19 protein-coding genes and 1 riboswitch are annotated in these 23472 nt (G+C 67.4%); of the genes, 10 read left to right on the forward strand and 9 right to left on the reverse strand.

What is annotated here, in order from left to right; all coding sequences use genetic code 11:
• Window positions 1-44 precede the first annotated feature (44 nt).
• The 5 genes from G1C96_RS03520 to G1C96_RS03540 all read right to left on the reverse strand — a co-directional run bounded on the left by G1C96_RS03520 (window position 45) and on the right by G1C96_RS03540 (window position 5166).
• Window positions 45-326 carry a YggT family protein gene (locus G1C96_RS03520; RefSeq protein WP_169275280.1) on the reverse strand — a complete coding sequence of 94 codons (282 nt, stop codon included), beginning with the start codon at window positions 324-326 and terminating at the stop codon, window positions 45-47.
• A 165-nt stretch (window positions 327-491) separates the two neighbouring features.
• Window positions 492-965, reverse strand: coding sequence for a cell division protein SepF (locus G1C96_RS03525; protein WP_169275281.1), 474 nt, complete (start codon window positions 963-965; stop codon window positions 492-494).
• A 44-nt stretch (window positions 966-1009) separates the two neighbouring features.
• Entirely contained in the window at window positions 1010-2233 is a 1224-nt protein-coding gene (ftsZ, locus tag G1C96_RS03530) for a cell division protein FtsZ (RefSeq protein ID WP_169275282.1), read from the reverse strand.
• Window positions 2234-2408: 175 nt separating this feature from the next.
• Complete coding sequence (gene dusB / locus G1C96_RS03535) at window positions 2409-3665, reverse strand: tRNA dihydrouridine synthase DusB (protein ID WP_335341916.1); 1257 nt, start codon at window positions 3663-3665, stop codon at window positions 2409-2411.
• 25 nt (window positions 3666-3690) lie between these two features.
• Entirely contained in the window at window positions 3691-5166 is a 1476-nt protein-coding gene (locus G1C96_RS03540; protein WP_169275284.1) for a glycine--tRNA ligase, read from the reverse strand.
• Between the two features lie 718 nt (window positions 5167-5884).
• On the opposite strand from G1C96_RS03540, the gene G1C96_RS03545 reads away from it, so the two are divergent.
• From G1C96_RS03545 to G1C96_RS03570, 6 genes are all read left to right on the forward strand, one after another.
• Window positions 5885-6475: a uracil-DNA glycosylase family protein gene (locus G1C96_RS03545; protein ID WP_205832026.1), complete on the forward strand. Its 591-nt coding sequence runs from the start codon at window positions 5885-5887 to the stop codon at window positions 6473-6475.
• A gap of 78 nt (window positions 6476-6553) precedes the next feature.
• Window positions 6554-7918, forward strand: a complete 1365-nt coding sequence (locus tag G1C96_RS03550; RefSeq protein ID WP_169275285.1) for a polysaccharide deacetylase family protein — start codon at window positions 6554-6556, stop codon at window positions 7916-7918.
• A gap of 80 nt (window positions 7919-7998) precedes the next feature.
• Window positions 7999-8108, forward strand: a riboswitch (TPP riboswitch).
• Window positions 8098-9003, forward strand: a complete 906-nt coding sequence (gene thiM, locus G1C96_RS03555) for a hydroxyethylthiazole kinase (protein ID WP_169275286.1) — start codon at window positions 8098-8100, stop codon at window positions 9001-9003. (Overlaps the previous riboswitch by 11 nt.)
• A gap of 83 nt (window positions 9004-9086) precedes the next feature.
• A complete protein-coding gene (gene thiC / locus G1C96_RS03560) occupies window positions 9087-11723 on the forward strand; it encodes a phosphomethylpyrimidine synthase ThiC (RefSeq protein WP_169275287.1) in 2637 nt (878 codons plus the stop codon).
• A 107-nt stretch (window positions 11724-11830) separates the two neighbouring features.
• Window positions 11831-12655, forward strand: a complete 825-nt coding sequence (thiD, locus tag G1C96_RS03565; RefSeq protein WP_205832027.1) for a bifunctional hydroxymethylpyrimidine kinase/phosphomethylpyrimidine kinase — start codon at window positions 11831-11833, stop codon at window positions 12653-12655.
• Between the two features lie 127 nt (window positions 12656-12782).
• Complete coding sequence (locus tag G1C96_RS03570) at window positions 12783-13178, forward strand: thiamine-binding protein (protein WP_169275289.1); 396 nt, start codon at window positions 12783-12785, stop codon at window positions 13176-13178.
• Between the two features lie 61 nt (window positions 13179-13239).
• Here the strand turns inward: G1C96_RS03570 and G1C96_RS03575 are convergent, their stop codons facing one another.
• Together G1C96_RS03575 and G1C96_RS03580 are read right to left on the reverse strand one after the other, a co-directional pair.
• On the reverse strand, window positions 13240-14598 hold the full coding sequence (locus G1C96_RS03575) for a sensor histidine kinase (protein WP_169275290.1): 1359 nt from the start codon (window positions 14596-14598) through the stop codon (window positions 13240-13242).
• Window positions 14598-15338, reverse strand: coding sequence for a response regulator transcription factor (locus tag G1C96_RS03580; protein WP_169275291.1), 741 nt, complete (start codon window positions 15336-15338; stop codon window positions 14598-14600). The genes G1C96_RS03575 and G1C96_RS03580 overlap by 1 nt, the downstream gene beginning before the upstream one ends.
• A gap of 196 nt (window positions 15339-15534) precedes the next feature.
• On the opposite strand from G1C96_RS03580, the gene G1C96_RS03585 reads away from it, so the two are divergent.
• Complete coding sequence (locus G1C96_RS03585; RefSeq protein ID WP_169275292.1) at window positions 15535-16545, forward strand: hypothetical protein; 1011 nt, start codon at window positions 15535-15537, stop codon at window positions 16543-16545.
• Here G1C96_RS03585 and G1C96_RS03590 read toward each other — a convergent pair.
• The gene (locus G1C96_RS03590) at window positions 16523-17170 is read right to left on the reverse strand and encodes a peptidase C39 (RefSeq protein ID WP_169275293.1); all 648 of its coding nucleotides are present in this window, start codon (window positions 17168-17170) and stop codon (window positions 16523-16525) included. The genes G1C96_RS03585 and G1C96_RS03590 overlap by 23 nt on opposite strands.
• 235 nt (window positions 17171-17405) lie before the next feature.
• Between G1C96_RS03590 and G1C96_RS03595 the strand changes: the two genes are divergently transcribed.
• On the forward strand, window positions 17406-18458 hold the full coding sequence (locus G1C96_RS03595) for a LacI family DNA-binding transcriptional regulator (RefSeq protein WP_169275294.1): 1053 nt from the start codon (window positions 17406-17408) through the stop codon (window positions 18456-18458).
• Window positions 18459-18541: 83 nt separating this feature from the next.
• Here G1C96_RS03595 and G1C96_RS03600 read toward each other — a convergent pair whose 3' ends face one another.
• Complete coding sequence (locus G1C96_RS03600; protein WP_169275295.1) at window positions 18542-18820, reverse strand: helix-turn-helix transcriptional regulator; 279 nt, start codon at window positions 18818-18820, stop codon at window positions 18542-18544.
• Window positions 18821-18997: 177 nt separating this feature from the next.
• Between G1C96_RS03600 and G1C96_RS03605 the strand changes: the two genes are divergently transcribed.
• A complete protein-coding gene (locus G1C96_RS03605) occupies window positions 18998-22543 on the forward strand; it encodes an immunoglobulin-like domain-containing protein (RefSeq protein ID WP_169275296.1) in 3546 nt (1181 codons plus the stop codon).
• A gap of 123 nt (window positions 22544-22666) precedes the next feature.
• Window positions 22667-23398 carry a zinc ribbon domain-containing protein gene (locus G1C96_RS03610; protein WP_169275297.1) on the forward strand — a complete coding sequence of 244 codons (732 nt, stop codon included), beginning with the start codon at window positions 22667-22669 and terminating at the stop codon, window positions 23396-23398.
• Window positions 23399-23472 lie beyond the last annotated feature (74 nt).

Below are 23472 nucleotides of genomic sequence, written 5' to 3' on the forward strand. Positions count from 1 at the left end.
GTTTTGACTCTATCACGACTCGGCCACCTGCGGCCCGCGGCACGTCAGATCAGCACGCGCAGCACCACCAGCGCGAACCAGAGCACCATGAAGCTCACGTCGAAGCTCACCATGCCCATGGGAATCGGCCGCACGTAGCGGCGCAGCCATCTCAGGGGCGGCTCGGTGACCGCGTACACCGCGGCGATGAGCGTGGAGACCACGCCGCGCGGATACCAGCGCGGCGCGAGGACGCTCACCCAGTCCAGCAGCATCCGGGCGAACAGGACGAGCATGTAGGCGTCGATGAGCAGGGCGATGACGAAGCGGATCAGAATGAGCACCATGGCGCCTACCCTACCATCGCGCCTCCGTGGCGGTCTGGGCGTCCGCTGGGAGCGAGCCGGACGGACGCCGGACGCGGCGCCGACGGCGTCGGAGACCACGACGCCGGAGACCACGACGCCGGAGACCACGGCACCGAGGACGCCGCGGCGGAGACGCCGGAGGCGTCAGTCGGCGAACAGGTCGCGCGAGGACGCCGTGGCCTGCGGCTCCTCCACCTTGATGTTCACCTGGGCGGGGCTGAGCAGGAACACGCGCGGGGTGACGCGCTCGATGGAGCCGCGCACGCCGAACACCACACCGGCCGAGAAGTCCACGATGCGGTAGGCCACGGCCTCGGCCACGCCCGTGAGGTTGAGCACCACGGGCACGCCGTCGCGGATGGCGCGACCCACCAGCTGCGCGTCCTCGTACGTCTTGGGGTGGATGGTGGTGATGCGGTTGATGCGCCCCTGACGGATGGCGGCGGGCGTCTCGCGCGCGGCGGGAGCGGCGGACACCGTGGGCTGGGGCGTCACCGAATGGTCCGAATCGAAGGAATTCGGGGCGGCGGCGGGCGAGTCGACGATGTCGTCGTCCTCGTCGTCGACGACGTCCGACATGCCGAGGTACGACATCGCGTTCTTCATGAAACCGGCCATATCAGCTCCTTACTCGTGCTTGCTCGATCGTCCGCGGTCGGCGCTCAGCGCAGGAAGTCCGGGATGTCCAGATCGCCCAGATCGGGCTGCGGCGCCACGGGGGCGGCGGGACGCACGACCGGACGCTCGCTGGTCTCGTCGAACGAGGCAGGGGCGGGCTGCTGGACCGGGGCCGGGGTCACGGGAGCGACCTGCGGGACCGTCGGAGCGGGCTGCGCCGCGGCCGAGGTCTGCTGAGCGGCCGGAGTGTAGTCGGTGAGGGGCTTCACCTCGCCCGCCTCGTCCTGCGTGGCGTCGCCGTCCTTCTTGGCGGACGGGTCGAAGCCGGCGGCGATGACGGTGACGCGCACCTCGTCGCCGTAGGAGTCGTCCAGCGCGAGACCCCAGATGATCTGCGCCTCGGGGTGGATGGCGTCCTGCACGAGCTGGGCGGCGGCGTACGCCTCCTGCATGGTGAGGTCCGTGGGGCCGGCCACGTTGATGAGCGCGCCGTGGGCGCCCTCGATGCTCTCCTCCAGCAGCGGGGAGCTGATGGCGATCTCCGCGGCCTGGGTGGCGCGGTCCTCCCCGCGCGCGGCGCCGATGCCGAACAGCGCGGTGCCGGAATCCTTGAGGATGGCCGTGACGTCGGAGAAGTCGACGTGGATGTAGGAGTTCATGGTGATCAGGTCCGTGATGCCCTGAACGCCGGCGAGCAGCGCGGTGTCCGCCGTCTTGAACGCGTCCATGACCGACACCGTGCGGTCGGACAGGTCGAGCAGACGGTCGTTGGGGATGACGATGAGGGCGTCCACCTCCTTGCGCAGGTTCTCGATGCCGGAATCCGCGGAGGCGGAGCGGCGCGGGCCCTCGAAGGAGAACGGACGGGTGACGACCGCGATGGTGAGCGCGCCCTGCTGACGGGCCGCGCGCGCGACGATGGGGCTGGCGCCGGTGCCGGTGCCGCCGCCCTCGCCGCAGGTGACGAAGACCATGTCCGAACCCTTGAGCGCCTCCTCGATGTCGGACTGGTGGTCCTGGGCCGCCTTGGCGCCCTTCTCCGGGTCGGCGCCGGCGCCCAGGCCGCGGCTGGTCTTGTCGGACAGCGAGATCTTCACGTCCGCGTCCGAGCGCAGCAGATCCTTGGCATCGGTGTTGATGGCCACGAACTCGACGTTCTGCAGACCCTCGGCGATCATGCGGTTGACCGCGTTGCCGCCGGCGCCACCCACGCCGACGACCTTGATGTTGGTGCGGTCGTTGAATTCTTCCTGGGCAATCTCGCTCACGGTTTGGCTCCTGTCACTCACGGTTATGTCTCACTGTATCGCAGCATCCGAACGAGCACACGGATTGCCGCGGCGTGTGGCCTCAAAGTTTCACGCGCCCGCCTCGCGCCCGTCCGCACACGGCTTTCGGGCAGGCGGCCGGACGTCCGACGACCGGCGTCCGACCGCCGTCCGCTCAGTAGGACGCGTCCATCGGATCGTCGCCGAACAGCGTCTCGCGCTCCTCGTGCGTGGTGGTGCGCGAATCGAGCCATCCGTACGGCAGATGCACCTTCTTGGCGAAGCGCACGCGGCCGCGGGGCTTGTCGATCACGCGCGGGGGGTATTCGATCGTCGGGTCCAGCCGGTCGCACTCGCGGCGCACGTCGTCGATCGACTCGCACTCCATGAACGCCCTGCGCGTGGAGCCGCCCACCGGGAACCCCTTGAGATACCAGGCGATGTGCTTGCGCAGATCATGCACGGCCATGCGCTCGTCGCCCTCGTAGAACTCGGTGAGGAGCTCGGCATGGCGCAGGATCACGCGGCACACCTCCCCCAGCTTCGGGTTCACGCGCTCCGGATCGCCGGCGAAGGCGTTGCGGATGTTGGCGAACAGCCATGGACGGCCCTGGCAGCCGCGTCCCACGGCCACGCCGTCGCATCCGGTCTCGCGGATCATGGCGATCGCGTCCTCGGCGCCCCAGATGTCGCCGTTGCCGAACACCGGGATGTCCAGCGCGGCCTTGAGCTCGCCGATCCGGCTCCAGTCGGAGTGGCCTCCATAGTATTCGGCGGTGGTGCGCGCGTGGAGCGTGACGGCCTTGCAGCCCTCCTCCTGCGCGATGCGGCCGGCCTCGAGGAAGGTCTCGTGGCTGTGGTCGATGCCGACGCGGATCTTCGCGGTCACCGGGATGTTCGCCGGTTCGCACACCGCGACCACCCGGTGGATGAGCTCGGTGAAGATGTCCGTCTTCCACGGCAGCGCCGATCCGCCGCCGCGACGGGTGACCTTGGGCACCGGGCAGCCGAAGTTGAGGTCCACGTGGTCCGCCATGCCTTCGTCCACCACGATCCTGGCGGCCTGCTCGGTGATCGACGGGTTGACGCCGTACAGCTGCAGGGAGCGCACACGCTCGGTGGGCGCGAAACGGCACAGCCGCAGCGCCTTGGGGTTGCGGGCCACCAAGGCGCGAGCGGTGATCATCTCCGCCACGTACAGGCCCTCGGGACCGTATTCCTCGCACAGGACGCGGAACGGCCAGTTGGTCACGCCGGCCATCGGGGACAGCACGACCGGCGTGGGCACGCTGACCGGTCCGAGCTGCACGGGCCGCACGTCGAGCGGCAAGGCCGACGCGGGGTCGGCGAGGTCCGGTGCGCCGTGCGGGTCGCTATGACGCGGCGAGCGCGGATCCTGCCCGGTGAGGCAGTCCCCGCGCTCGTCGACCACGGTTTCGTCCGTATGGTCCGTCAATTTAGTACAGACCGCCGGCTTCCTGGATCTTCACCTCGTCGCCGAACGGCTCGCCGCCCAGCTGGACCGGCTTCATCGGCACGCGGGTGCGGTGCTCGCCGATGCGGGAGTCCACGTACTCGGCCACCTTGTTCAGGGCCACGCGCTCCTGGTTCATGGTGTCGCGGTCGCGGATGGTGACGGCCTGGTCCTCGAGGGTGTCGAAGTCGACGGTGATGCACAGCGGGGTGCCGATCTCGTCCTCGCGGCGGTAGCGGCGGCCGATGGCGCCGGACTCGTCGTAGTCGATCATCCACTCGTGCTGGCGCAGGTCGGCGGCCAGATCCTGGGCCACGGACTGCAGCTCGGGCTTCTTGCTCAGCGGCAGCACGGCGGCCTTGACCGGGGCGAGGCGCGGATCGAGGCGCAGCACAGTGCGATTGTCCACGCCGCCCTTGGTGTTCGGGGCCTCGTCCACGTCGTAGGCGTCCACGAGGAAGCACATGAGGGAGCGGGTCAGGCCGGCGGCCGGCTCGATGACGTACGGCACGAACTTCTCGCCGGTGGCCTGGTTGAAGTAGCTCAGGTCCTCGCCGGAGTGCTTGGCGTGGGCGGACAGGTCGAAGTCGGTGCGGTTGGCCACGCCCTCGAGCTCGCCCCAGTCGGAGCCCTGGAAGCCGAACTTGTACTCGATGTCCACCGTGCGCTTGGAGTAGTGCGCGAGCTTCTCCTTCGGATGCTCGTAGTGGCGCAGGTTCTCCGGCTTGACGCCGAGGTCCAGGTACCACTGGGTGCGGGCGTCGATCCAGTACTGATGCCATTCCTCGTCGGTGCCGGGCTCCACGAAGAACTCCATCTCCATCTGCTCGAACTCGCGGGTGCGGAAGATGAAGTTGCCGGGCGTGATCTCGTTGCGGAACGACTTGCCCATGTTCGCGATGCCGAACGGCGGCTTGGAACGCGAGGAGGTCATGACGTTCTTGAAGTCCACGAAGATGCCCTGCGCGGTCTCCGGGCGCAGGTAGTGCAGGCTGTTCTCGTCCTCCACCGGGCCGAGGTGCGTGCGCAGCATCATGTTGAAGTCGCGGGGCTCGGTCCACTGGCCGCGGGCGCCGCAGTCGGGGCAGACGATGTCCTTCATGCCGTTCTCCGGCAGCTTGTCGCCGTGCTTCTCCGCGTAGGACTCCTCGAGCTTGTCCGCGCGGTTGCGCTTGTGGCAGTTGAGGCACTCGACCAGCGGGTCGTTGAACACCGCCACGTGGCCGGAGGCGACCCACACCGGGGTGGGCAGGATGATGGAGGTGTCCACGCCCACGATGTCCGGGCGGGTGACGACCATCGAACGCCACCATTCGCGCTTGATGTTGTCCTTGAGGGCCACGCCGAGCGGGCCGTAGTCCCAGGCGGAACGGGTGCCGCCGTAGATCTCGCCGGCGGGGAACACGAAGCCGCGGCGCTTCGCGAGGGACACTACTTCATCAAGTTTGGACTGAGCCACAATGCACCTTCTGGTTTGAACGGTTTGGGGACTTGTATTAGCCGCTTCAGCATATCCGCACGCGGCGACGGAGCCGTTCGGCTTCCCTTCTCCGGTCATCCTGAAGGCGGCCGCTCTTTTCCATTGGTCATTCTGAAGGCGGCCGCTCTTCCCCTGGTCATCCTGAGCGGAGCGCGCAGCGCGGAGTCGAAGGATCCCTGACCATCACGCGCCATGTCACAGATCCTTCGACTCCGGCTCCGCCTCCGCTCAGGATGACGAAAAAGGAAGCGGCCATCGCCCGATGACGAGGAAGGAAGCGGCCATCGCCCGATGACGAGAAAAGAAGCGGCCATCGCTTCCGGGGCGACGGCAGCGAGCCGACGACGCCCGGAACGGCAACGAGAAGGCACCTGTTCGGAACGGCGGAGAGAAGACGCCAGTCTCCGCCATTCTGAAGGCGGCATCCCTCCTCCGGTCATCCTGAAGACAGCTGCTCTTCCCCCGGTCATCCTGGAGGCGGCCGCTCTTCCCCGGTCATCCTGAGCGGAGCGCGCAGCGCGCAGTCGAAGGATCCCTGACCATCACGCGCCATGTCAAAGATCCTTCGACTCCGGCTCCGCCTCCGCTCAGGATGACCGGGGAAGGAGACGGCCATCGCCCTCAGAACGACAAGGAAGGAGGCAGGCATCGCGGTTGGCGATGACGGGGGACGGATCGCGGGGCTATGCTCGGTGGCATGAGCGGAAAGGCGGATTCGCGGAACGTGCCGCAGCACGTGGAGCACGGGTTCGGTCCGGTGATCGACGCGGACTCGCGCGTACTGGTGCTCGGGTCGATGCCGAGTCCGAAGTCGCGCGAGGCGGACTTCTATTACATGCACCGGTCCAATCGGTTCTGGCCGGTGATGGCGGCGGCCTTCGGCGACGATTCGTGCCTGCCCGCGGACGGATGGCCGGCGTCGGCGGACGGACTGGCCGGACTGGTCGCTGCCCGGCGCGCGTTCGCATTGGACCATCACGTCGCCCTGTGGGACGTGATCGCCTCGTGCGACATCACGGGCGCCAGCGACGCGAGCATCCGCAACGCGGTGCCGAACGACATCCCCGGTCTGCTGCGCTCGTCCGGAGCGCCGATCCGACGCATCGTCCTCACCGGGGCACGCGCCGCGCAGCTGTACCGCCGGCTCGTCGCCCCGCGCATGGCGGACGCCGGTCTGGACGCGATCCCCGTCACGCCTTTGCCGTCCACCAGCGCCGCGAACGCCGCGATGTCACTGCCGCGGCTCGCGGAGGCCTACCGCGTCGTAGCCGACGCCATGCCGCGCTGATCCACGTGCCGCGCTGACCCCGCGTACCGCGCGACCGTTATCATCGTGAGCAACATACGGAGCGTCTCAGGGGGATTCATGCCAAGACACGCACGTTGGGGGATGCCCGCCCCGCGGCACCGCATCATCGTCACGGCGATCGCCTGCACGCTGGCGGTCCTGCTCGCGGCCGGCCTGGCCGCGCACTGGACGCTCGCCGAACGCACCGCGCGGCTGACGGCGCAATGCGATGACGCGGCCCGCGGCCTTTCCGCGCAGCTGACGACGCTGCGGAACACGCTCGGCACGTCCGACGCCATCGCGGACCGCGCGCGCGGGACCGCGCCGGACGCCGATTCGCAAACCTTCGACGCGGCCGTCTCCGCGGCGCATGCGGATGCTGCCGCGGACGTCCCGCAGTGTTCGGATGCGCGCACCGCCGAGGACCTGACCGCGCGCGCCGACGCGCTGCGGAGCCGCTCCGACGACGTCCGCACGCGGTCGGACGAACTGGCGACGCTGAACCGCGAGCGCGCGGACGCACTGAACGCCGGAGCGCGGCGCACACTGTCCGCCGCCGTCTCGCAGGGACGATGGTGGTTCGACTCCACGGCCGGCAAGGTGACCGATGACGCGCTCAGATCGACGCTCAACGCCGCCGTCTCCGACGCCCGCGCCCTGCTCGACGGCAGCGACGTCGTCGTCGACGACGCCCCGTACCGGCAGGCCACGGCCGCGCTCAACACGGCGATGGACGCCGTGGCCGAGTCCAACGTGAAGGCGCTCGGCGTGGACTGCGCGAGCGCGCGCTGCGTGGCGCTGACCTTCGACGACGGTCCGAGCGGGGCCACCACGCCCACGGTCATCGACGTGCTCGAGCGCACCCGGACCATCGCCACGTTCTTCACCGTGGGCGAGCACGTCTCCGATCCGCAGGAAGGCGCGCTCACCAAGCGGCTCGCGGACGCCGGGTACCCCATCGAGAACCATTCGTGGAACCACGCGGATCTCAGCAGGCTCGGCGCCGCAGACCTCACGCATCAGCTGCAGGACGCCAGCGACGCCGTGGAACGCGTCACGGGATACATGCCGGGCATGATCCGCCCGCCCTACAGCAACTGGAACGACGCGGTGCGCGACGAGGCAGTCCTGATGAACGCGGCGCTCGTCAACTACGACACCGCGGGAGTGGACTGGGCGCGTGACGCCGAGCACGTGCACGACAACGTCATCAGGTGGACGCATCCGGGGTCGATCATCCTGCTGCACGACATCCAGCCGAGCACCGCGCAGTCGATCGAACGCATCATCACGGACCTCAAGGCGCGCGGATTCACGTTCGTCACCATCCCGCAGCTGCTCGGCGGCAGGCCGCAGCCGGGCTGGGTCTACTATTCGCGCGACCATCATCTCGCCCCGGACCAGCCGTGGGCCGCGTCCGGCACGTTCACCGACCAGTGGTGACGATTCGCGGGGCGAAGCGCGGCGACGCCCCCATTACCACCAAAACGTCCGTCTGTCCAGAGTTTTTCCTAGGTTTGTAGTCGAACATGCAGGGGAACCCGCACCCACTCGGCGGGTTGAGATAGGCATCCGGCCTGACCCTTTGAACCTGTTGGTTAAGACCAGCGTAGGGAGCAGCAATGAGCGATCCAGCAAACCTTCCGTGTACCCACCCGCTGCGCGAGCGCATCGCGCAGGCCGTGCGCGACGTCCGCGCACGCACGCCGCTCGCCCAGTCGTTCACGAACTTCGTGACCATCAACCTCGTGGCGAACGCGCAGCTTGCCGCCGGCGGCACTGCGGCCATGAGCTTCCTTCCCGACGACGTCATCGACACGGCCGCCATCAGCGGCGCCGACTACGTCAACGTCGGCACGCTGCTGCCGTTCTACAAGGACGCGCTGCCCCAGATCGCCCGCGCGTTCGCCAAGGCCGGCCACCCGTGGGTGCTCGACCCGGTCGCGGCCGGCATCGGCAAGACCCGCACCGAGATCCTCAACGCCTTCCGCGCCGTGCCGCCGACCATCGTGCGCGCCAATGCGTCGGAGGCCATCGCGCTGGCGAGCATGTGGCGCCTCATCGACCCGGACGGCGCGTCGCGCCCGGCCGGCGTGGAGTCCGTCGACGAAGTGGACGCCGCCGTCGATGCCGCCCGCGCCATCGCACGCCATCTGGCCAGGTACGCGCCGCAGGGCCGGGCCGCCGTGGCGATCTCCGGCAAGGTCGATCTGGTAACCGACGGCGAGCGCGTGTTCAGGATCCCCGGCGGCAGCGCACTGATGACGAAGATCACCGGCGCCGGCTGCTCGTTGGGCGGCGTCGTCGCCACCTATCTGGCCGTCGCCGACCCGCTGACCGCCGCGCTGGCCGCGAGCGCGCTGTACAACCGCGCCGGAGAGGCCGCAGAGCGCGTGGCGCACGGGCCCGGCTCGTTCCAGGTCGCGTTCCTCGATGCACTGTGGAACGTCACGCCCGAGCAGGTGGCCGGCAGCGAGATCCTCGAACAAGCCGCCGCGCAATCCGCCGACCGATCCTCGGGGGCATGATCCGCGCCATCGCACGGCCGCCGCACGCGCCTCCCTGATTTCCAAGATTTCATCAGACGTCATCACAACCAAAAGGAGCACCGATGAACAACTATCCATTCGCCTCGATGCGCGACAGCTTCGACCTGTCCGCGTACTTCGTGGTGGGCCCGCAGGACACCAAGGACCGACCGGTCACCGACGTCATCGAGGAGGCGCTGCGCGGCGGCGCCACCTTCATCCAGCTTCGCGCCAAGGACGCCGACGCCAAGGAGATCACCTCGCTCGCCCAGGACGTGGCGCAGATCATCGAGGACAACGACAAGTCCGATTCCGTGGCGTTCGTGATCGACGACCGCGTGGACGTGGTGTGGCAGTGCCGCAACAAGGGTATCAAGGTCGACGGCGTGCACATCGGCCAGACCGACATGGAGCCGCGCGAGGCCCGCGCCCTGCTGGGCGATGACGCGATCGTGGGCCTGTCGGCGGAGACCGAAAGCCTCGTCAAGCTCATCAACGAGCTGCCCGACGGCTGCATCGACTACATCGGCGCCGGCCCGCTGCACGTGTCCTCCACCAAGCCCGAGGCTTCGGTGGGCGGCAACGACGGCTCCGGCCGCACGCTGGACGCCGACCAGATCAACACGATCTGCGCGGCCTGCGACTTCCCGGTCGTCGTGGGCGGCGGCGTGAAGGCCGCCGACATTCCGATGCTGGCCGCCACCAAGGCCGCCGGCTGGTTCGTGGTCTCCGCGATCGCCGGCGCCGACGATCCGCAGGCCGCCACGCGCGAGCTCGTGCAGGCGTGGAAGGCCGTGCGCGGCGACGCGAAGCACGGCTACGCCAAGCGCGTGATCGCCGAGCCGAGCGAGGCCGAGGCCGACGCCAAGAGCGCCGAGCCCAAGTTCACCAACGCGAAGGAAGCCAAGGAGGCGCAGCGCCTGGCCAAGCAGCAGCGCGTGGACATCGCCGCCCGCGGCTCCAAGCAGCGCGACAAGGCGCACATCCGCAAGACCAAGCCGGTGCACTTCGAGAACGAGCACGGCTCGTACGACCTCGAAGTGCCGTACACCGAGATCAAGCTGTCGGATACGCCCGGCGTGGGCCCCAACCCGCCGTTCATCGACTACAACACCGAGGGTCCCAAGTGCGATCCGAAGGAGGGCCTGAAGCCCCTGCGCCTCGACTGGATCCTCGACCGCGGCGACGTGGTGGAGTACGAGGGCCGCGCCCGCAACCTGGCCGATGACGGCAAGCGCGCCATCAAGCGCGGCAAGGCCACCAAGGAGTGGCGCGGCCGCAAGCACAACCCGATGAAGGCCAAGGACCATCCGGTCACGCAGATGTGGTACGCCCGCCACAACATCATCACCCCGGAGATGAAGTACGTGGCCGAGCGCGAGAACTGCGACGTGGAGCTGGTGCGCTCCGAGCTGGCCGCGGGCCGCGCGGTGATGCCGTGCAACATCAACCATCCCGAGGCCGAGCCGATGATCATCGGCACGAAGTTCCTCACCAAGCTCAACGCCAACATGGGCAACTCCGCCGTGACGAGCTCCATCGACGAGGAGGTGGAGAAGCTCACGTGGGCCACCAAGTGGGGCGCCGACACCGTGATGGATCTGTCCACCGGCAACGACATCCACACCACGCGCGAGTGGATCCTGCGCAACTCCCCCGTGCCGATCGGCACCGTGCCGATGTACCAGGCGCTGGAGAAGGTCGAGGACGATGCGTCGAAGCTGAGCTGGGAGCTGTTCCGCGACACCGTGATCGAGCAGTGCGAGCAGGGCGTCGACTACATGACGATCCACGCGGGCGTGCTGCTGCGCTTCGTGCCGCTGACCGCGAACCGCGTGACCGGCATCGTTTCGCGCGGCGGATCGATCATGGCCGAGTGGTGCCTGCAGCATCATCAGGAGAGCTTCCTGTACACGCACTTCGACGAGCTGTGCGACATCTTCGCCAAGTACGACGTGGCGTTCTCGCTGGGCGACGGCCTGCGCCCCGGCTCGCTGGCGGATGCCAACGACGCCGCGCAGATCGCCGAGCTGATGACGCTGGGCGAGCTCACCAAGCGCGCCTGGGCGAAGGACGTGCAGGTGATGATCGAGGGCCCGGGCCACGTGCCGTTCGACACCGTGCGCATGAACATCGAGATGGAGAAGGCGATCTGCCAGGATGCGCCGTTCTACACGCTCGGCCCGCTGACCACCGACACGGCGCCCGGCTACGATCACATCACGTCCGCGATCGGCGGCGTGGAGATCGCGCGCTACGGCACGGCCATGCTGTGCTACGTGACGCCGAAGGAGCATCTGGGCCTGCCGAACAAGGACGACGTCAAGCAGGGCGTGATCGCCTACAAGATCGCCTGCCACGCGGCCGACATCGCCAAGCATCACCCGCATGCGCAGGATCGCGATCTGGCGATCTCGAAGGCGCGCTTCGAGTTCCGCTGGCTCGACCAGTTCAACCTGAGCTACGACCCGGACACCGCCATCGCGTTCCATGACGAGACGCTGCCTGCCGAGCCGGCCAAGATGGCGCACTTCTGCTCGATGTGCGGCCCGAAGTTCTGCTCAATGGCCATTTCGCAGAACATCCGCAAGCAGTTCGGCGACGCGGCCGCGCAGGAGCAGGTCGTGGCCGATTCGGTGGCCGAGGCCGCCGAGGGCATGGCGAAGATGAGCGAGAAGTTCCGCGAGCAGGGCGGCAAGCTCTACACCACCGCGCAGTGAACCCGTGCGGCGGCATGACCGCGCAATGAACCATTGCGGGGCTCCCATGGCCGCGACGTCGACGTGACGCCGCGGCCATGGGAGCCCCCGTCGATAGAGTGGGAGCCATGAACCAAGGGGCAAGGAACGCACACGCCATGCCGGCGGTGCTGTCGATCGCAGGGTCGGATTCGTCGGGTGGGGCCGGCATCCAGGCGGACCTGAAGACCATGATGGCGTGCGGCGTCTACGGCATGACCGCCGTCACGTCGCTCACCGCGCAGAACACCACCGGCGTGCGCATGGTGGAGGACGTGACCCCGGAGATGCTGGCCGCGCAGATCGACGCGGTGTTCGAGGACATCCGCCCGGCCGCCGTGAAGATCGGCATGGTCTCGTCCGTGGCGCTGATCGAAGTGATCGAGGACCGGCTGCGGCACTGGAAGGCCGACGACGTGGTGCTGGACCCGGTGATGATCGCCACATCCGGCGCCCGGCTGCTCGCCGACGAGGCCGTGGACGCGCTCACGTCGCGGCTGTTCCCGCTGGCCACGCTCGTCACGCCGAACATCCCCGAGGCCGAGACGCTCACCGTGGCGCACATCGCCAACGCGGAGGACATGGAGACCGCCGGCGCGCGTCTGGCCGAACGGTTCGGATGCGCCGCGCTCGTCAAGGGCGGCCACGGCTCCCCCCACACCGCCAGCGACGTGCTGGTCACGCCGGACGGCGAGACGGTCTGGTTCAAGGCCGCGCGCGTGGACAATCCGAACACGCACGGCACCGGGTGCACGCTCAGTTCGGCGATCGCGTCATTCCTCGCCAAGGGCGAACCGCTGCCCAAGGCCGTCAAGCACGCCAAGAAGTACCTGACCGGCGCCATCAGGGACGGGCTCGATCTGGGGCACGGCTCCGGGCCGCTCAACCACGCGTGGAAGGCGCACAAGCTCTGAGTCGTCCCACCGCCGATACGCCGACGTGCGAGGACACGCATCATCGCGCACGGCTCGCCACGCGTCATCCAGCGTCATCATCCGATCCGTCATCACCCATCATCACGACCCACGAAAGGCAACGCACATGGCCATCGACCGCTACGCGGAAAAGCAGGAAGTCCCCGTCAACCCCGAGACCGGCAAGCCGTACCTCAACACCGTGGCGGCGCTCGCCATCGCGCCGAACGGCGTGGGCGCCGAGCTGAGCGACTACGTCTCGCAGGCCATCGAGGTGATCCGCGAATCCGGCATTCCGAACGAGACGAACGCGATGTTCACCAACATGGAGGGCGATCTGGACGACGTGGTGCGCGTGGCCGTGGCCGCCGCCAAGAAGCTCGCCGAGCAGGGCTACCGCACCGGCGTGACGCTGAAGCTCGACATCCGTCCCGGATTCGAGGGCCAGCTCACCGAGAAGCCGGCGCTGGTGAACCGCATCCTCGCCAAGGAACAGGCGGTACAGGCGGAACAGGCGGAATAGCGCCGACGCACGCATCGGTCGCATCGGTCCGGCCAGGTCGGTCGGACATCAGTCGATCGGATCAGCCCGCGTGGCCGTCGTCCGCCGGCAGCCACGCCGCGAGCGACCATTCGCCGTCCTCGCCGGCGCCGACGCGCATCGTGCCGCCGAGCCGTTCGATGCGTTCGCGGCAGCGCTTCAGCCCGGTGCCGGCGGACAGCGCCGGGTCCACGGCTCCGGCGTGCGCGGCGGTGTCCGCGACGGCCACGTCGATGCCGTCCGCGGCGATGCGCACGGCGACCACGTAGCCGTACGCCGGGTCCGCGTGCTTGCCGATGTTCGTGTACAACTCCTCCATCAGACCGCCCATCAGCTCCCGCCGCGCGGTGGAGAGACGGGCCTCCGGCTGCACGGTGACGATGGTCTGCCCGTCGAAGCCCAGCGCCCGCAGCCGCTCCTCGTATCGCGCGCACTGGTCGCGCAATCCGGCGATCGCCTCGGCGTCGACGCCGGCCGCGTCGCGCGGCGCCATCCGTGGCACGGCCCGTTCCGCGTCCTCGGGCCCCTCGATCAGCGCGATGACCTCGTGCGTGTGCCCGAGCGCCTTGGCCGCGGCCTGACGCAGCTCGTGCAGTTCCGCCGCGCTCACCGTCCCGCCGGAGGCGATGTCCTGATCGAGTCTGAGGATCACGTAGGCCAGATCGTTGGACACATAGTCGTGGATGGTGCGCGCGGCCCGTTCGCGCTCCCTCCGCATGCGCAGCTCGGACTCGGCCGCGTCCCGGTCGTGGCCCCAGCGGGCCGCGATGCCACCGATCAGGAACCCCAGGAACAGCGCGGCCACCGGCAGGACGCCGTTGAACGTCATCATGCCCAGCAACGAGGATCCGTGGCCGGCACCGGACGGGACGTCGGGCGCCGTGGGCGCAGACGATGGCACGGACGGCGACGGCGATTGCGGCGCTGCGCCGACGGCATCGCCGGAATCGGCCGCGCCCCAGCCTCCCAGCGTCATTCCACCGCGCGAGAACGCCCATACGGCCACCGCCGTCGCCGCCACCGCCACGCCCAGTCCCCTGCGCGCGTATCCCAGCACGCCCACGCACAGCAGCACGCCGATCAGCATCGAGGACGGCAGCTCGGCCGGCGTGACGCACAGCAGCGCCCACCACAGCACCGTCAGCAGCCCGCCGCTCACCGGACGCCACGCCGCCAGGCACAGCGTCCCGCAGAACGCGAAGGCCGCGAGCGTCGCCCACTGCGACATGCCCTGTGGCATGCCCTGCGACGTCCCCGCCGCAGCGAGCCCGTGCAGCGCCTCGACGGCGCAGACGAAAGCCGAGAGCAGCGTCACGAGCAGCAGCCAGGCGTTGCGCGATTCGTCGTCGGCGCGGCGGAACCACAGGCGCAGCGCGCGCAGGTCCTCGGTCATGCCGTCCATCAGAACTCATGCCTCCTCACGCAGATCGAGATGGCGTGGGCGCGGGAGCGGGCGCCGAGCTTGGCGAGCGCGCGCCGCTCGAACGTGCCGACCGTGGCCACGCTCACGCCGAGCGACGCGGCCACCTCCCTGGTGTTCTCGCCATCCGCGTAGCGGCGCAGGGTCTCGCGTTCCTTGGGCGACAGCGCCCTGCGCGAGGACGGGGAGGCGAGGGAGGCGTCCTCCAGCAGCGCGTGCGCATCGGCCGCGGTGAGGAACGCGGGCGCGTCCGAAGCGGGAGCCCCGGATGGCCCTGCTGCCCCGGAAGACTCGAAAGACTTGGAAGACCCGGCCGGCGGTCTCTGCGGATCGTACGGCAGTCCCCGCGCGGCGGCGCGGATCGCACGGGTCAGCGCGGCGAGGTCGGTCTTGGACACCAGCGCCTGCGCGCCGCAGCGCGCGGCCTCGTCGCGGAACGCCTCCACGGCGTAGGAGGTGATGCCCACCAGTCCCACGGCCGGGGTCTTCACGCGGATCGCGCGGCACACGTCGGTGCCGGAGACGTCGCGCATCGACATGTCGGTGACCAGCACGTCCGGTCGCCTCGCCGGGCTCAGACAGCGGCTGACGGCGACCGCGCCGAGCTCGGCCGTCCACGCCACCTCGAACGCCGGATCCAGACGCCCGATCACCGCGCGCAGCACCTTGAGCGCGTAGGGGTCGTTGTCCACGATGCCAATGCGAACCGTCGTGTCCGTCATGTCCCCTCCCTGCGTCCGTCCGTCGAATCCCGGGGCGTCACGGCCCCGGTTCCGTGGTTCCATGCTGCCATCCGCGCGGCACCGCTGCCGGCGGACGTCATCGTCGTCATGACAATGCTAGCCCGCGCCGCCTCGACCTGTCATCATGGATGATGACCGGAACGCACATCGGCATACGCGCAAGGAGGTGGGACCGATGGAACGGATGTCATCGACCACACGATCATCGACCACACGACCCGGACGCGGCGGCAACGCCGCGGACCGTCGTTTCACGTGGAACCGCACGCACGTCATCTTCATGATCGCGTACTGCGTGGTCCTCGTCATCCTCGTCTTCCAGACCGCGATCAACGCGTGGACCGGCGGATCCCCGGAGGCCTCCGAGGCGGTGCCGACGTGGCTGCGGCTCGGACTCAAGGCCGGCGGTCTGGGGCTCGCCGTGGCCAACTTCGCGGGCGGTCTGCTGCGCCGCGGCAGCCTCACGATGCCCGCGCTCAGCGGCGTGCTGACGTTCGCCGTGGTGGTGGGATTCGGCGCAGCCGGGTCCGCGCTCGGCCTGGATGCAGGAGGCGCGCTGATGAACGCGGCACTGGCGCTGGCATGGTTCGCGATCGCCGCGTTCGTGCCCTATGCGATCGCGCATCACGGACTGCGCGGGCTGTTCGCCGAACCGGATCCCGCCACGCGCACCGGGCGGCTGACGCTGCGCGTGCGCGCGACGCTGGGACGCGACCCGGTGACGGCCGGATGCTGGATCATGCTGCTGGTCACGTTCGGATGCGCCGCGGCGGTGCGCGCGGTCGACCAGTACGGATTTGTATCGGCGCTCGTGGCGGTCGTGGTCACGCCGACGGCACTGACCGCGCTGAACGGGCTGGCGGCGTATGCGGGTCCGCGCGCCTGGCGGCTCACGGCGGCCGGCGCGGTGATGCAGATCGCGCTGGTCTGGTCGCTCGGCGTCGCGCCGATCGGTCCCGGTGTCTGCACTGAATTGGAATCGTCCTGCACGACGCTGCCGAACGGATGGGTGCTGCACCTCGACGCCGGACTGGCGATGCAGTTCTATGTGATCCCGGCAGCCGTATGGGCGTTCGCCTATCTGGTCGGCGCGATGCTGCGTCGACGGGGCGTCGGACGCACGGATGCCGAGCGCGCCACGGATGCGGACCGTTCCGCCGGCGTCAGCGATCGGTGCGACGGATGAGGATCAGCTCGCCGCCCTCCGGATCGGACGGGTCGGCGTTGCGCGAGCTCTTGAGCGCATAGTCGGCCCGGACGTCGCGGTTGAACGCGCGCACGTCCACGCTGCGGTTGGCCGCGAGCGGCAGATCACGCACCTCGCGGATGACCGTTCCGTCCACGGCGCCGCCGTCCGCGTCCTCCAGAAACGGATCGAAGGCGAGCACGCGCCCGTCCTCCACGCCGGTGAGCAGGATGTAGTGGCCGTTCGCCCCATGCCAGACGCGCGCGATCGCCGCCGCGCGGGGACGTCTATTCTTCGCCGTGCCGTTGGACGCCAGCGCCCGGTACACGGCCGAATCCGGCGCCAGCCGGGCGTCCGCGCCGGAGAGGATGCGTGTCTCGACGGGGAACGCCGCGCCGCGCGCATAGACGTTGAGGTAGCGCGCCACATGGCGCATGGCCTGATGCGAGGTGCCCATCTTGCCAAGTTCGCCGTCCTCGCTGAAGTCGTCGAGCGTGCGCGCGTAGACGGCGCGCACGAGCTCCGGGTCGATCTCCTCGCGCTCGTAGAGGAAGCGCAGCGCGTTGACCAGCGTGGTGGGGCCGCAGTCGTAGCGGGTCATCTGGTAGATCAGCGGAATCCTCAACGCGTGCCTCCCGTCCGGCCCCGCATGATGCGCGGGCGTTTCCCCACACGCTACCCCGCCGCCCGTTCCGCGTGCAAGGCACCGGTCATACGCATAATCTATAGCCTTCCCCCGGTCCGACTTCCGTGAGCGAGCACATCGTCGCGCCGTGCCGTCGTCAACATGTAAGACAACGTTTACCGAAAACGATCACAAATGTGCGGTTGAGCGTTCACATCGGCTAAACTATACGGTCATGACAACCATGAAGGAGATTGCCGAGAAGACGGGGGTCTCGGTCTCCAGCGTTTCACTTGTCCTCAACGGACGTGATTCAGGGCGCGTCAAACCCGAGATCGCCCGCAGGGTGCGCGAGACGGCGGAACGGCTGGGGTATAAGCCGAACCCGCTGGCCCGCTCCCTGCGCACCAGCCACACCAGGATCCTCGGCTTCGTCAGCGAGGAGATCGCAACCACGCCGTTCGCGGGCGGCATCATCCTGGGCGCACAGAACGCCGCGAACGCGTTCGGCTACATGCTCATCACCGTGAACACCGACGGCGAAGCGGACGAGGCGAAGCAGATCGCCGCGCTCAAGCGCTACGGCGTGGACGGATTCCTGTACGCCAAGATGTCGAACCGCGTCACGGATATCCCGCGGGAGCTGAGCGACTACCCCACCGTGCTGGTGGACGCCACCGACCGCGCAGGCAGGGCGCCCGGCATCACGCCGGACGAACAGGCCATAGGCTACGACGCCACGATGCGGCTCGTCAGGGCCGGATGCCGGCGCATCGCCTACGTGGGATGCGCGAAGCCGCTGGTGGCGCAGACCGAACGCTTCGCCGGATACCGGCACGCGCTGGCCGACGCCGGACTGCGCTTCGACGAGTCGCTGGCCGTGGACGTGATGTACCACCAGCCGGCGCAGGACGCCGTGGACCGGCTCATCGGCGAACAGCGCCCGGACGGCGTGTTCTGCTGGAACGACGCCCGCGCGCTGTACGTGTACCAGGCGGCGCTCAAGCTGGATCTCACGGTGGGCCGCGATCTTTCGGTGGTGGGCGTGGACAACCACCGGCTCATCGCCGAGACGGTGGTGCCGGAGCTGACGACCGTGGAGCTGCCGCACTACGAGATGGGATACTGGGCGGTATGCAAGGCGGTGACGCTCATCGAGGGACGCAAGCCGGCCGCGAACCGGATGGCACGCACCTCCGCGCCGCTGCCGCCGCTCGACGGGCCCGATCAGGTGAAGGTGCACTGCGCGCTCATCGAGAAGGACTCGGTGGCGGACGGGAAGCGGTAAGCGGTTCGGCCGGAGCGGCGATCGAGATGCGGTCCGTCAAAGGGCCGGGGCTTCTCCATTCAGGAGCCCGGCATCTCCTTCCGTCATTTAGCCCTCAGATCCGGCCACGGCTTCGGCAGCAGCTGGTCGAGCGTGACCCCGAGTACTTGGGCGACCGCCATGACGTTCAGCAGGCTCGGGTTCGAGGGCCTGCCGGGCCTCGATTCCCCTTTTTCCAGCTGCTGGTACGAGAAGCGCGAAAGGTTGGCATTGTAGGCTACGCGCTCCTGACTGAGTCCTTTCTCATTGCGCTTGCGCTGGATGCTCAGGCCGAGCTCCTTGGCGTATCCGGGCCATTCGTCCGGCATCTGGGTATGCGGCATGAGGTCACGCTATGGGAGTCTGCCACACGTACTAGCCTAACCGGTAAAGCTTTATCTGTAAGGCTTTACGGAGAGTTGGCTCATGCGCGGCGTGGGGTGTTTGGCGTCGCGGCCATGATCCTCTCTCGGATGGAGAAGGTGCGCGGCGACAGACTGCGCAGAAAGGATTCAGCCGTTATGACTGCTCGTCATGCTCGCAAGAAGATCAGGCACACGCCGAACTACAGGCGGATCGCGACCACGGCGGTGACGGCCGCGGTGCTGTCCGGCATGGTGGCCCCGAATGCAATGGCCGCGGACAACGCCTCCTCGACCGCTCCGGTGGACCAGTCGCCGGCCGGCGCCACCCGCGACGTGCTTGCGGACGCTCAGAAGGCGCTGGACGCCGCGAAGAAGGACGTCGCCGCCAAGCAGGCCGCCCTCGACGCCGCCAAGAAGAACGTCCCATCCGATGCCCAGCAGGCCGCCAACAAGGATGCAGCCGCCAAGGCGGAACAGACAGTGAAGGACGCACAGGCCGCCCTCGACAAGGCACAGGCCGACAAGGACGCTGCACAGCAGGAATACGATGCCGCCAAAGGCGACGCTTCCGGCGAGTACACGCCGGAAATGGGCGAAGCGGCCGACAAGGTGACTCAGGCCGAGGCGGACAAGACCGCGGCCGACGCGAAGGCGACCGAGGCACAGAAGACGGCCGATGACGCTGCGCAGAAGGCGACCGACGCGCAGGCCAACGTCAACGCGGCCCAGCAGGATGCGGACGCCGCCGACAAGACGGCAACCGAGGCGAAGAACACCCTCGACGCCGCCCAGAAGGATGCCGCCGATGCCGGTGCCACCGACGAGAAGATTCAGCAGGCGCAGAACACGGTCAACACCGTGACGCCGCAGGTCGACGAGGCACAGAAGACCGCCGACTCTGCGGATAGGGCCGCGTCCGATGCGACCACCGAGAAGACCGAGGCGGTGCAGAAGAGGGATGAGGCCAAGGACAAGCTCAACACTCTCAATTCCGAGCTCAATGCGCTGAAGACTAGGCGCGATGACCTCCAGAAGCAGATTGACAATGCGAACAGTGATGCTGAGGGCATTAAGCTCAAGCAGGAACTCGCGGATGCACAGGCCAAGTATGATGCCAAGCAGGCCGAGGTCACCACGGCGGAACAGGCAGTGACCGATGCGAAGAACGCACTGGACGCCGCCAAGAAGGATGAAACCGGCAAGAAGGCCGAGGCCCAGAAGACGGCTAATGATGCGGCCGGCAAGAAGCAGGCTGCAGACACCGCACAGGCGCAGCTGGATAAGGGATACCTCGGTTTCCTTGGACAGCATGGTTCCGATGCCGCCAAAGCGCTGATCACCAGTGATTCCAAGTTCGCCGAATGGGTCAACAAGGGACTGGTGAATCCGAAGGACGCGAACAACTCCTTCAACCTCGCCAACGTCCGCAAGGCACTCGCCTACATTGATCAGATCAACCAGTATCGTGCGGCTGAAGGACTCTCCGAAGTCAAGGTCTCCGACACGCTCATGGCAACTGCCGCCGGCTCCAATGAGGTTCAGAAGAATCGCGGTTCCCTTGAACACGACACGGATATGATCCAGCACTACATGATCAACGAGAACCTTTCTTACGGCTCTGAGAACATGGGCGGCAGCCCATTCGATGGATGGTACACCGAGGAAAAGGCATACTTTGATGAGATGGCCAAGAATGACCCCGAGCTCGCAGCCCATCGTCATGATGCCTACTGGGTCTCTGTCAACCGACCGAATGTGTGGCATCAAGATCAAGATCATCAGGCTGGCCACTACCTGAACATCGTGCAGGAGGACATCTATGCCTCCGGCGCCGCATTCGGCAAGGACACCACCAAGGAATCCGACTGGGGTCTCATCGGCGGACGTGATTACGAAACCACGCACTCCTCGCTTGCAGGCACATCGATCACCGGCAAGACCGACGGACGATACACGGTCGCTGAGTTCGGGAAGATGCTCGATGAGTATGAGAGCTCGCTGAAGAACGCGCCGCAGGAATATGCAGAGGCGCAGGCGAAGGCGGAGGAAGCGCAAAAGGCGGCTGAAGCGGCAACGACTGAAACCGAGAAGAAGCAGACCACATACGATCAGAAGGTCGGTGACAAGGACGCACTTGCTGCCGAAGCTCAGACGCTGAAGAACGCACTTGACTCCGCTCAAGGTGCGTATGATCAGTGGGTCGCCGAACATGGCGAGCCGACCGAAGGCGATCAGGACACCATCGTGAAGCTCCAGAACGAGCTGAACGACGTGGATACCCAGATCACCACCAAGAATGCGGAAATCACCACGCAGACGGATGCGGTGAACGAGCTTGACCGGAAGGTGACCGCGGCCGAACAGAAGGTCGCCGACACCGCCGCGGCCAAGGCGACCGCCGATCAGACGCTGAAGCAGAAGAAGGATGCGCTCAAGGCGGCGAAGGATGAGCTGAAGACGCTCACTGACCTGCGTGACAAAGTGAATGCCGCGCAGTCTGCGTACGCTGAAGCTCAGGCCAAGCAGACCGCTGCGGCGAACACCCTCGCCGAAACCAAGAAGGCACTGGAAGCTGCGACCACGGACAAGACCGCCGCGGACAAGGCTCTGGGTGAGGCCAAGCAGGATGCCGCCGATGCTGCCGCGGCGCTGAAGACGGCGTCCGACAAGCTCAAGGCCCTTGAGGATGCTTCGGGCATTCAGCCTGAACAGCTCGCCCGCATCAGGGTCGCGTATGAGAAGCTCAACGAGCAGGTCAAGAAGCTTACTGAGGCCAAGGCGAAGCTGGAATCTGCTCAGAAGGCGCTCAAGACGGCTCAGGACACGGTGACGGCGAATGATGCTGCACTCAAGGCCGTCGAGGATGCTCGGAAGGCGCTCAATGAGGCGCAGGCGAACCTCGCTGCTGCTCAGAAGGCGTACGATGAGCTGACCGCTGACAAGGATGCGCCAGTGATTTCTGGAGCGTCCAACACCGAGATTACTCAGGGTGGCACGTTCGACCCGATGAATGGCGTGAGTGGTCTGGATGCGAAGGATGGCACGGTCACCGTCACAGTGTCTGGTTCGGTGGATGTGAACAAGCCCGGTACCTACACGCTGACCTACACCGCCAAGGATGCTGCGGGTAATGTGACCACGGTGACGCGAACGGTGACGGTCAAGGCGAAGAGCACCACTCCCACCCAGCCGGGAGGCAATGGCAGCAACCATGGAGGCACGACCACCCCGGGCGGCGGCAACGGAGGCAGCGGCAACGGCGGCACGACCACGCCGGGGCAGCCCGCCGACGATACGGTGCCGGTGTACAGGCTGTACAACCCGTACACGGGCGAGCACCTGCTGACCGCCAGCGTCGAGGAGCGCGACGTCCTTGCCGCGGGCGACTGGACGTACGAGGGCGTGGCGTTCGACGCGAACAGGACGGGCGGCGAGCAGATCAAGCGCTTCTACCTGCCCGGAGGCAAGCACATGTACACCTCCAGCCAGATCGAGATCGACTCGCTGCTGCGTTCCGGCTGGACGTACGAGGGCGTCGCGTTCCTCGCCCCGGAGGACGGGGACGGCACGAACGCCGTGTACAGGGTGTACAACCCGCAGAACGGCGACCACATGTTCACCACCAACGCCGAGGAGCGTGACGTGGTGACCGCGAATGGCTGGAACGACGAGGGCACGCCCTTCCGGGCCAACGCCGACTAGGCCATAGGAACTCCGCCACACAGGCCTCGCACACCTACCAAGGACGTGCGGGGCCTTCTTCCGATATGACCCTTCGGAGAGACGACCCAGCGGGCCTATGATGGCCTCGAGAAGGAGAAGAAGATGAGTCAGCACTGCAATCGCTGCCACGCCGTTCTTGACGACGACGCCAAGTTCTGCCCGAACTGCGGGCAGAAGGTCGAGAGAACCGACGATTTAGGACGACGTCTATGTGCCAATTGCGGTTCGCCCATGTCCGACGATGCCAGATTCTGCCGGCAATGCGGCACCAAGGCCGCTGTCCCCAACAAGGCCGACCAGCTCCGTACCATGACGGCGCAGGCAAACGAAGCACTGCAACGAGATCCTTGGGTGCTGGCGCGGCCCGCCCTCGTGATCATAGCCATCACGGTGGTTTTCGCCATTGCACTGAGCGCGAACGCATCGCTCAACTCCATGTTCAATCAACGGGCGTTCCAGGCCACGCAGGCCGCCAAAACCGCCGAAACCGAAGACCTGTATGCACAGTGTCAGGCGCTGATGCCCGATCTGGAAACCGCCAAGGACAAAGCCAAGGCCTATCTGGATGCCAACAGCCAGTACGACGTCAACGACAATGTCAATACGGCCCATCTGTCCGGGATATACGTCCAATATCGATACCTGAAAACAGCCCTGTACACCGCGAACGGCGTGGAATGCGATCCGAACGACGACCCGAGCGATCTCAGGAAAAGCATTGACAGCGCTGCCGGTCTTCCGCCCAACATCACATCGACCATCAGCAAGTGTCAGAAGGAGCTCACCGAGGATCCCGGAGGGTACAAGGCCGCCAAGCGCAGTCATTTCAACTGAAACGGCCACCGGCCAGGCATCCGACCGATGCACAACGAACAATGGCGCCCATTCGGGCAATGCCACCAGACTGT

Origin of the sequence: Bifidobacterium moraviense (genome assembly GCF_012932365.1) — a bacterium.
Taxonomy (GTDB): domain Bacteria; phylum Actinomycetota; class Actinomycetes; order Actinomycetales; family Bifidobacteriaceae; genus Bifidobacterium; species Bifidobacterium moraviense.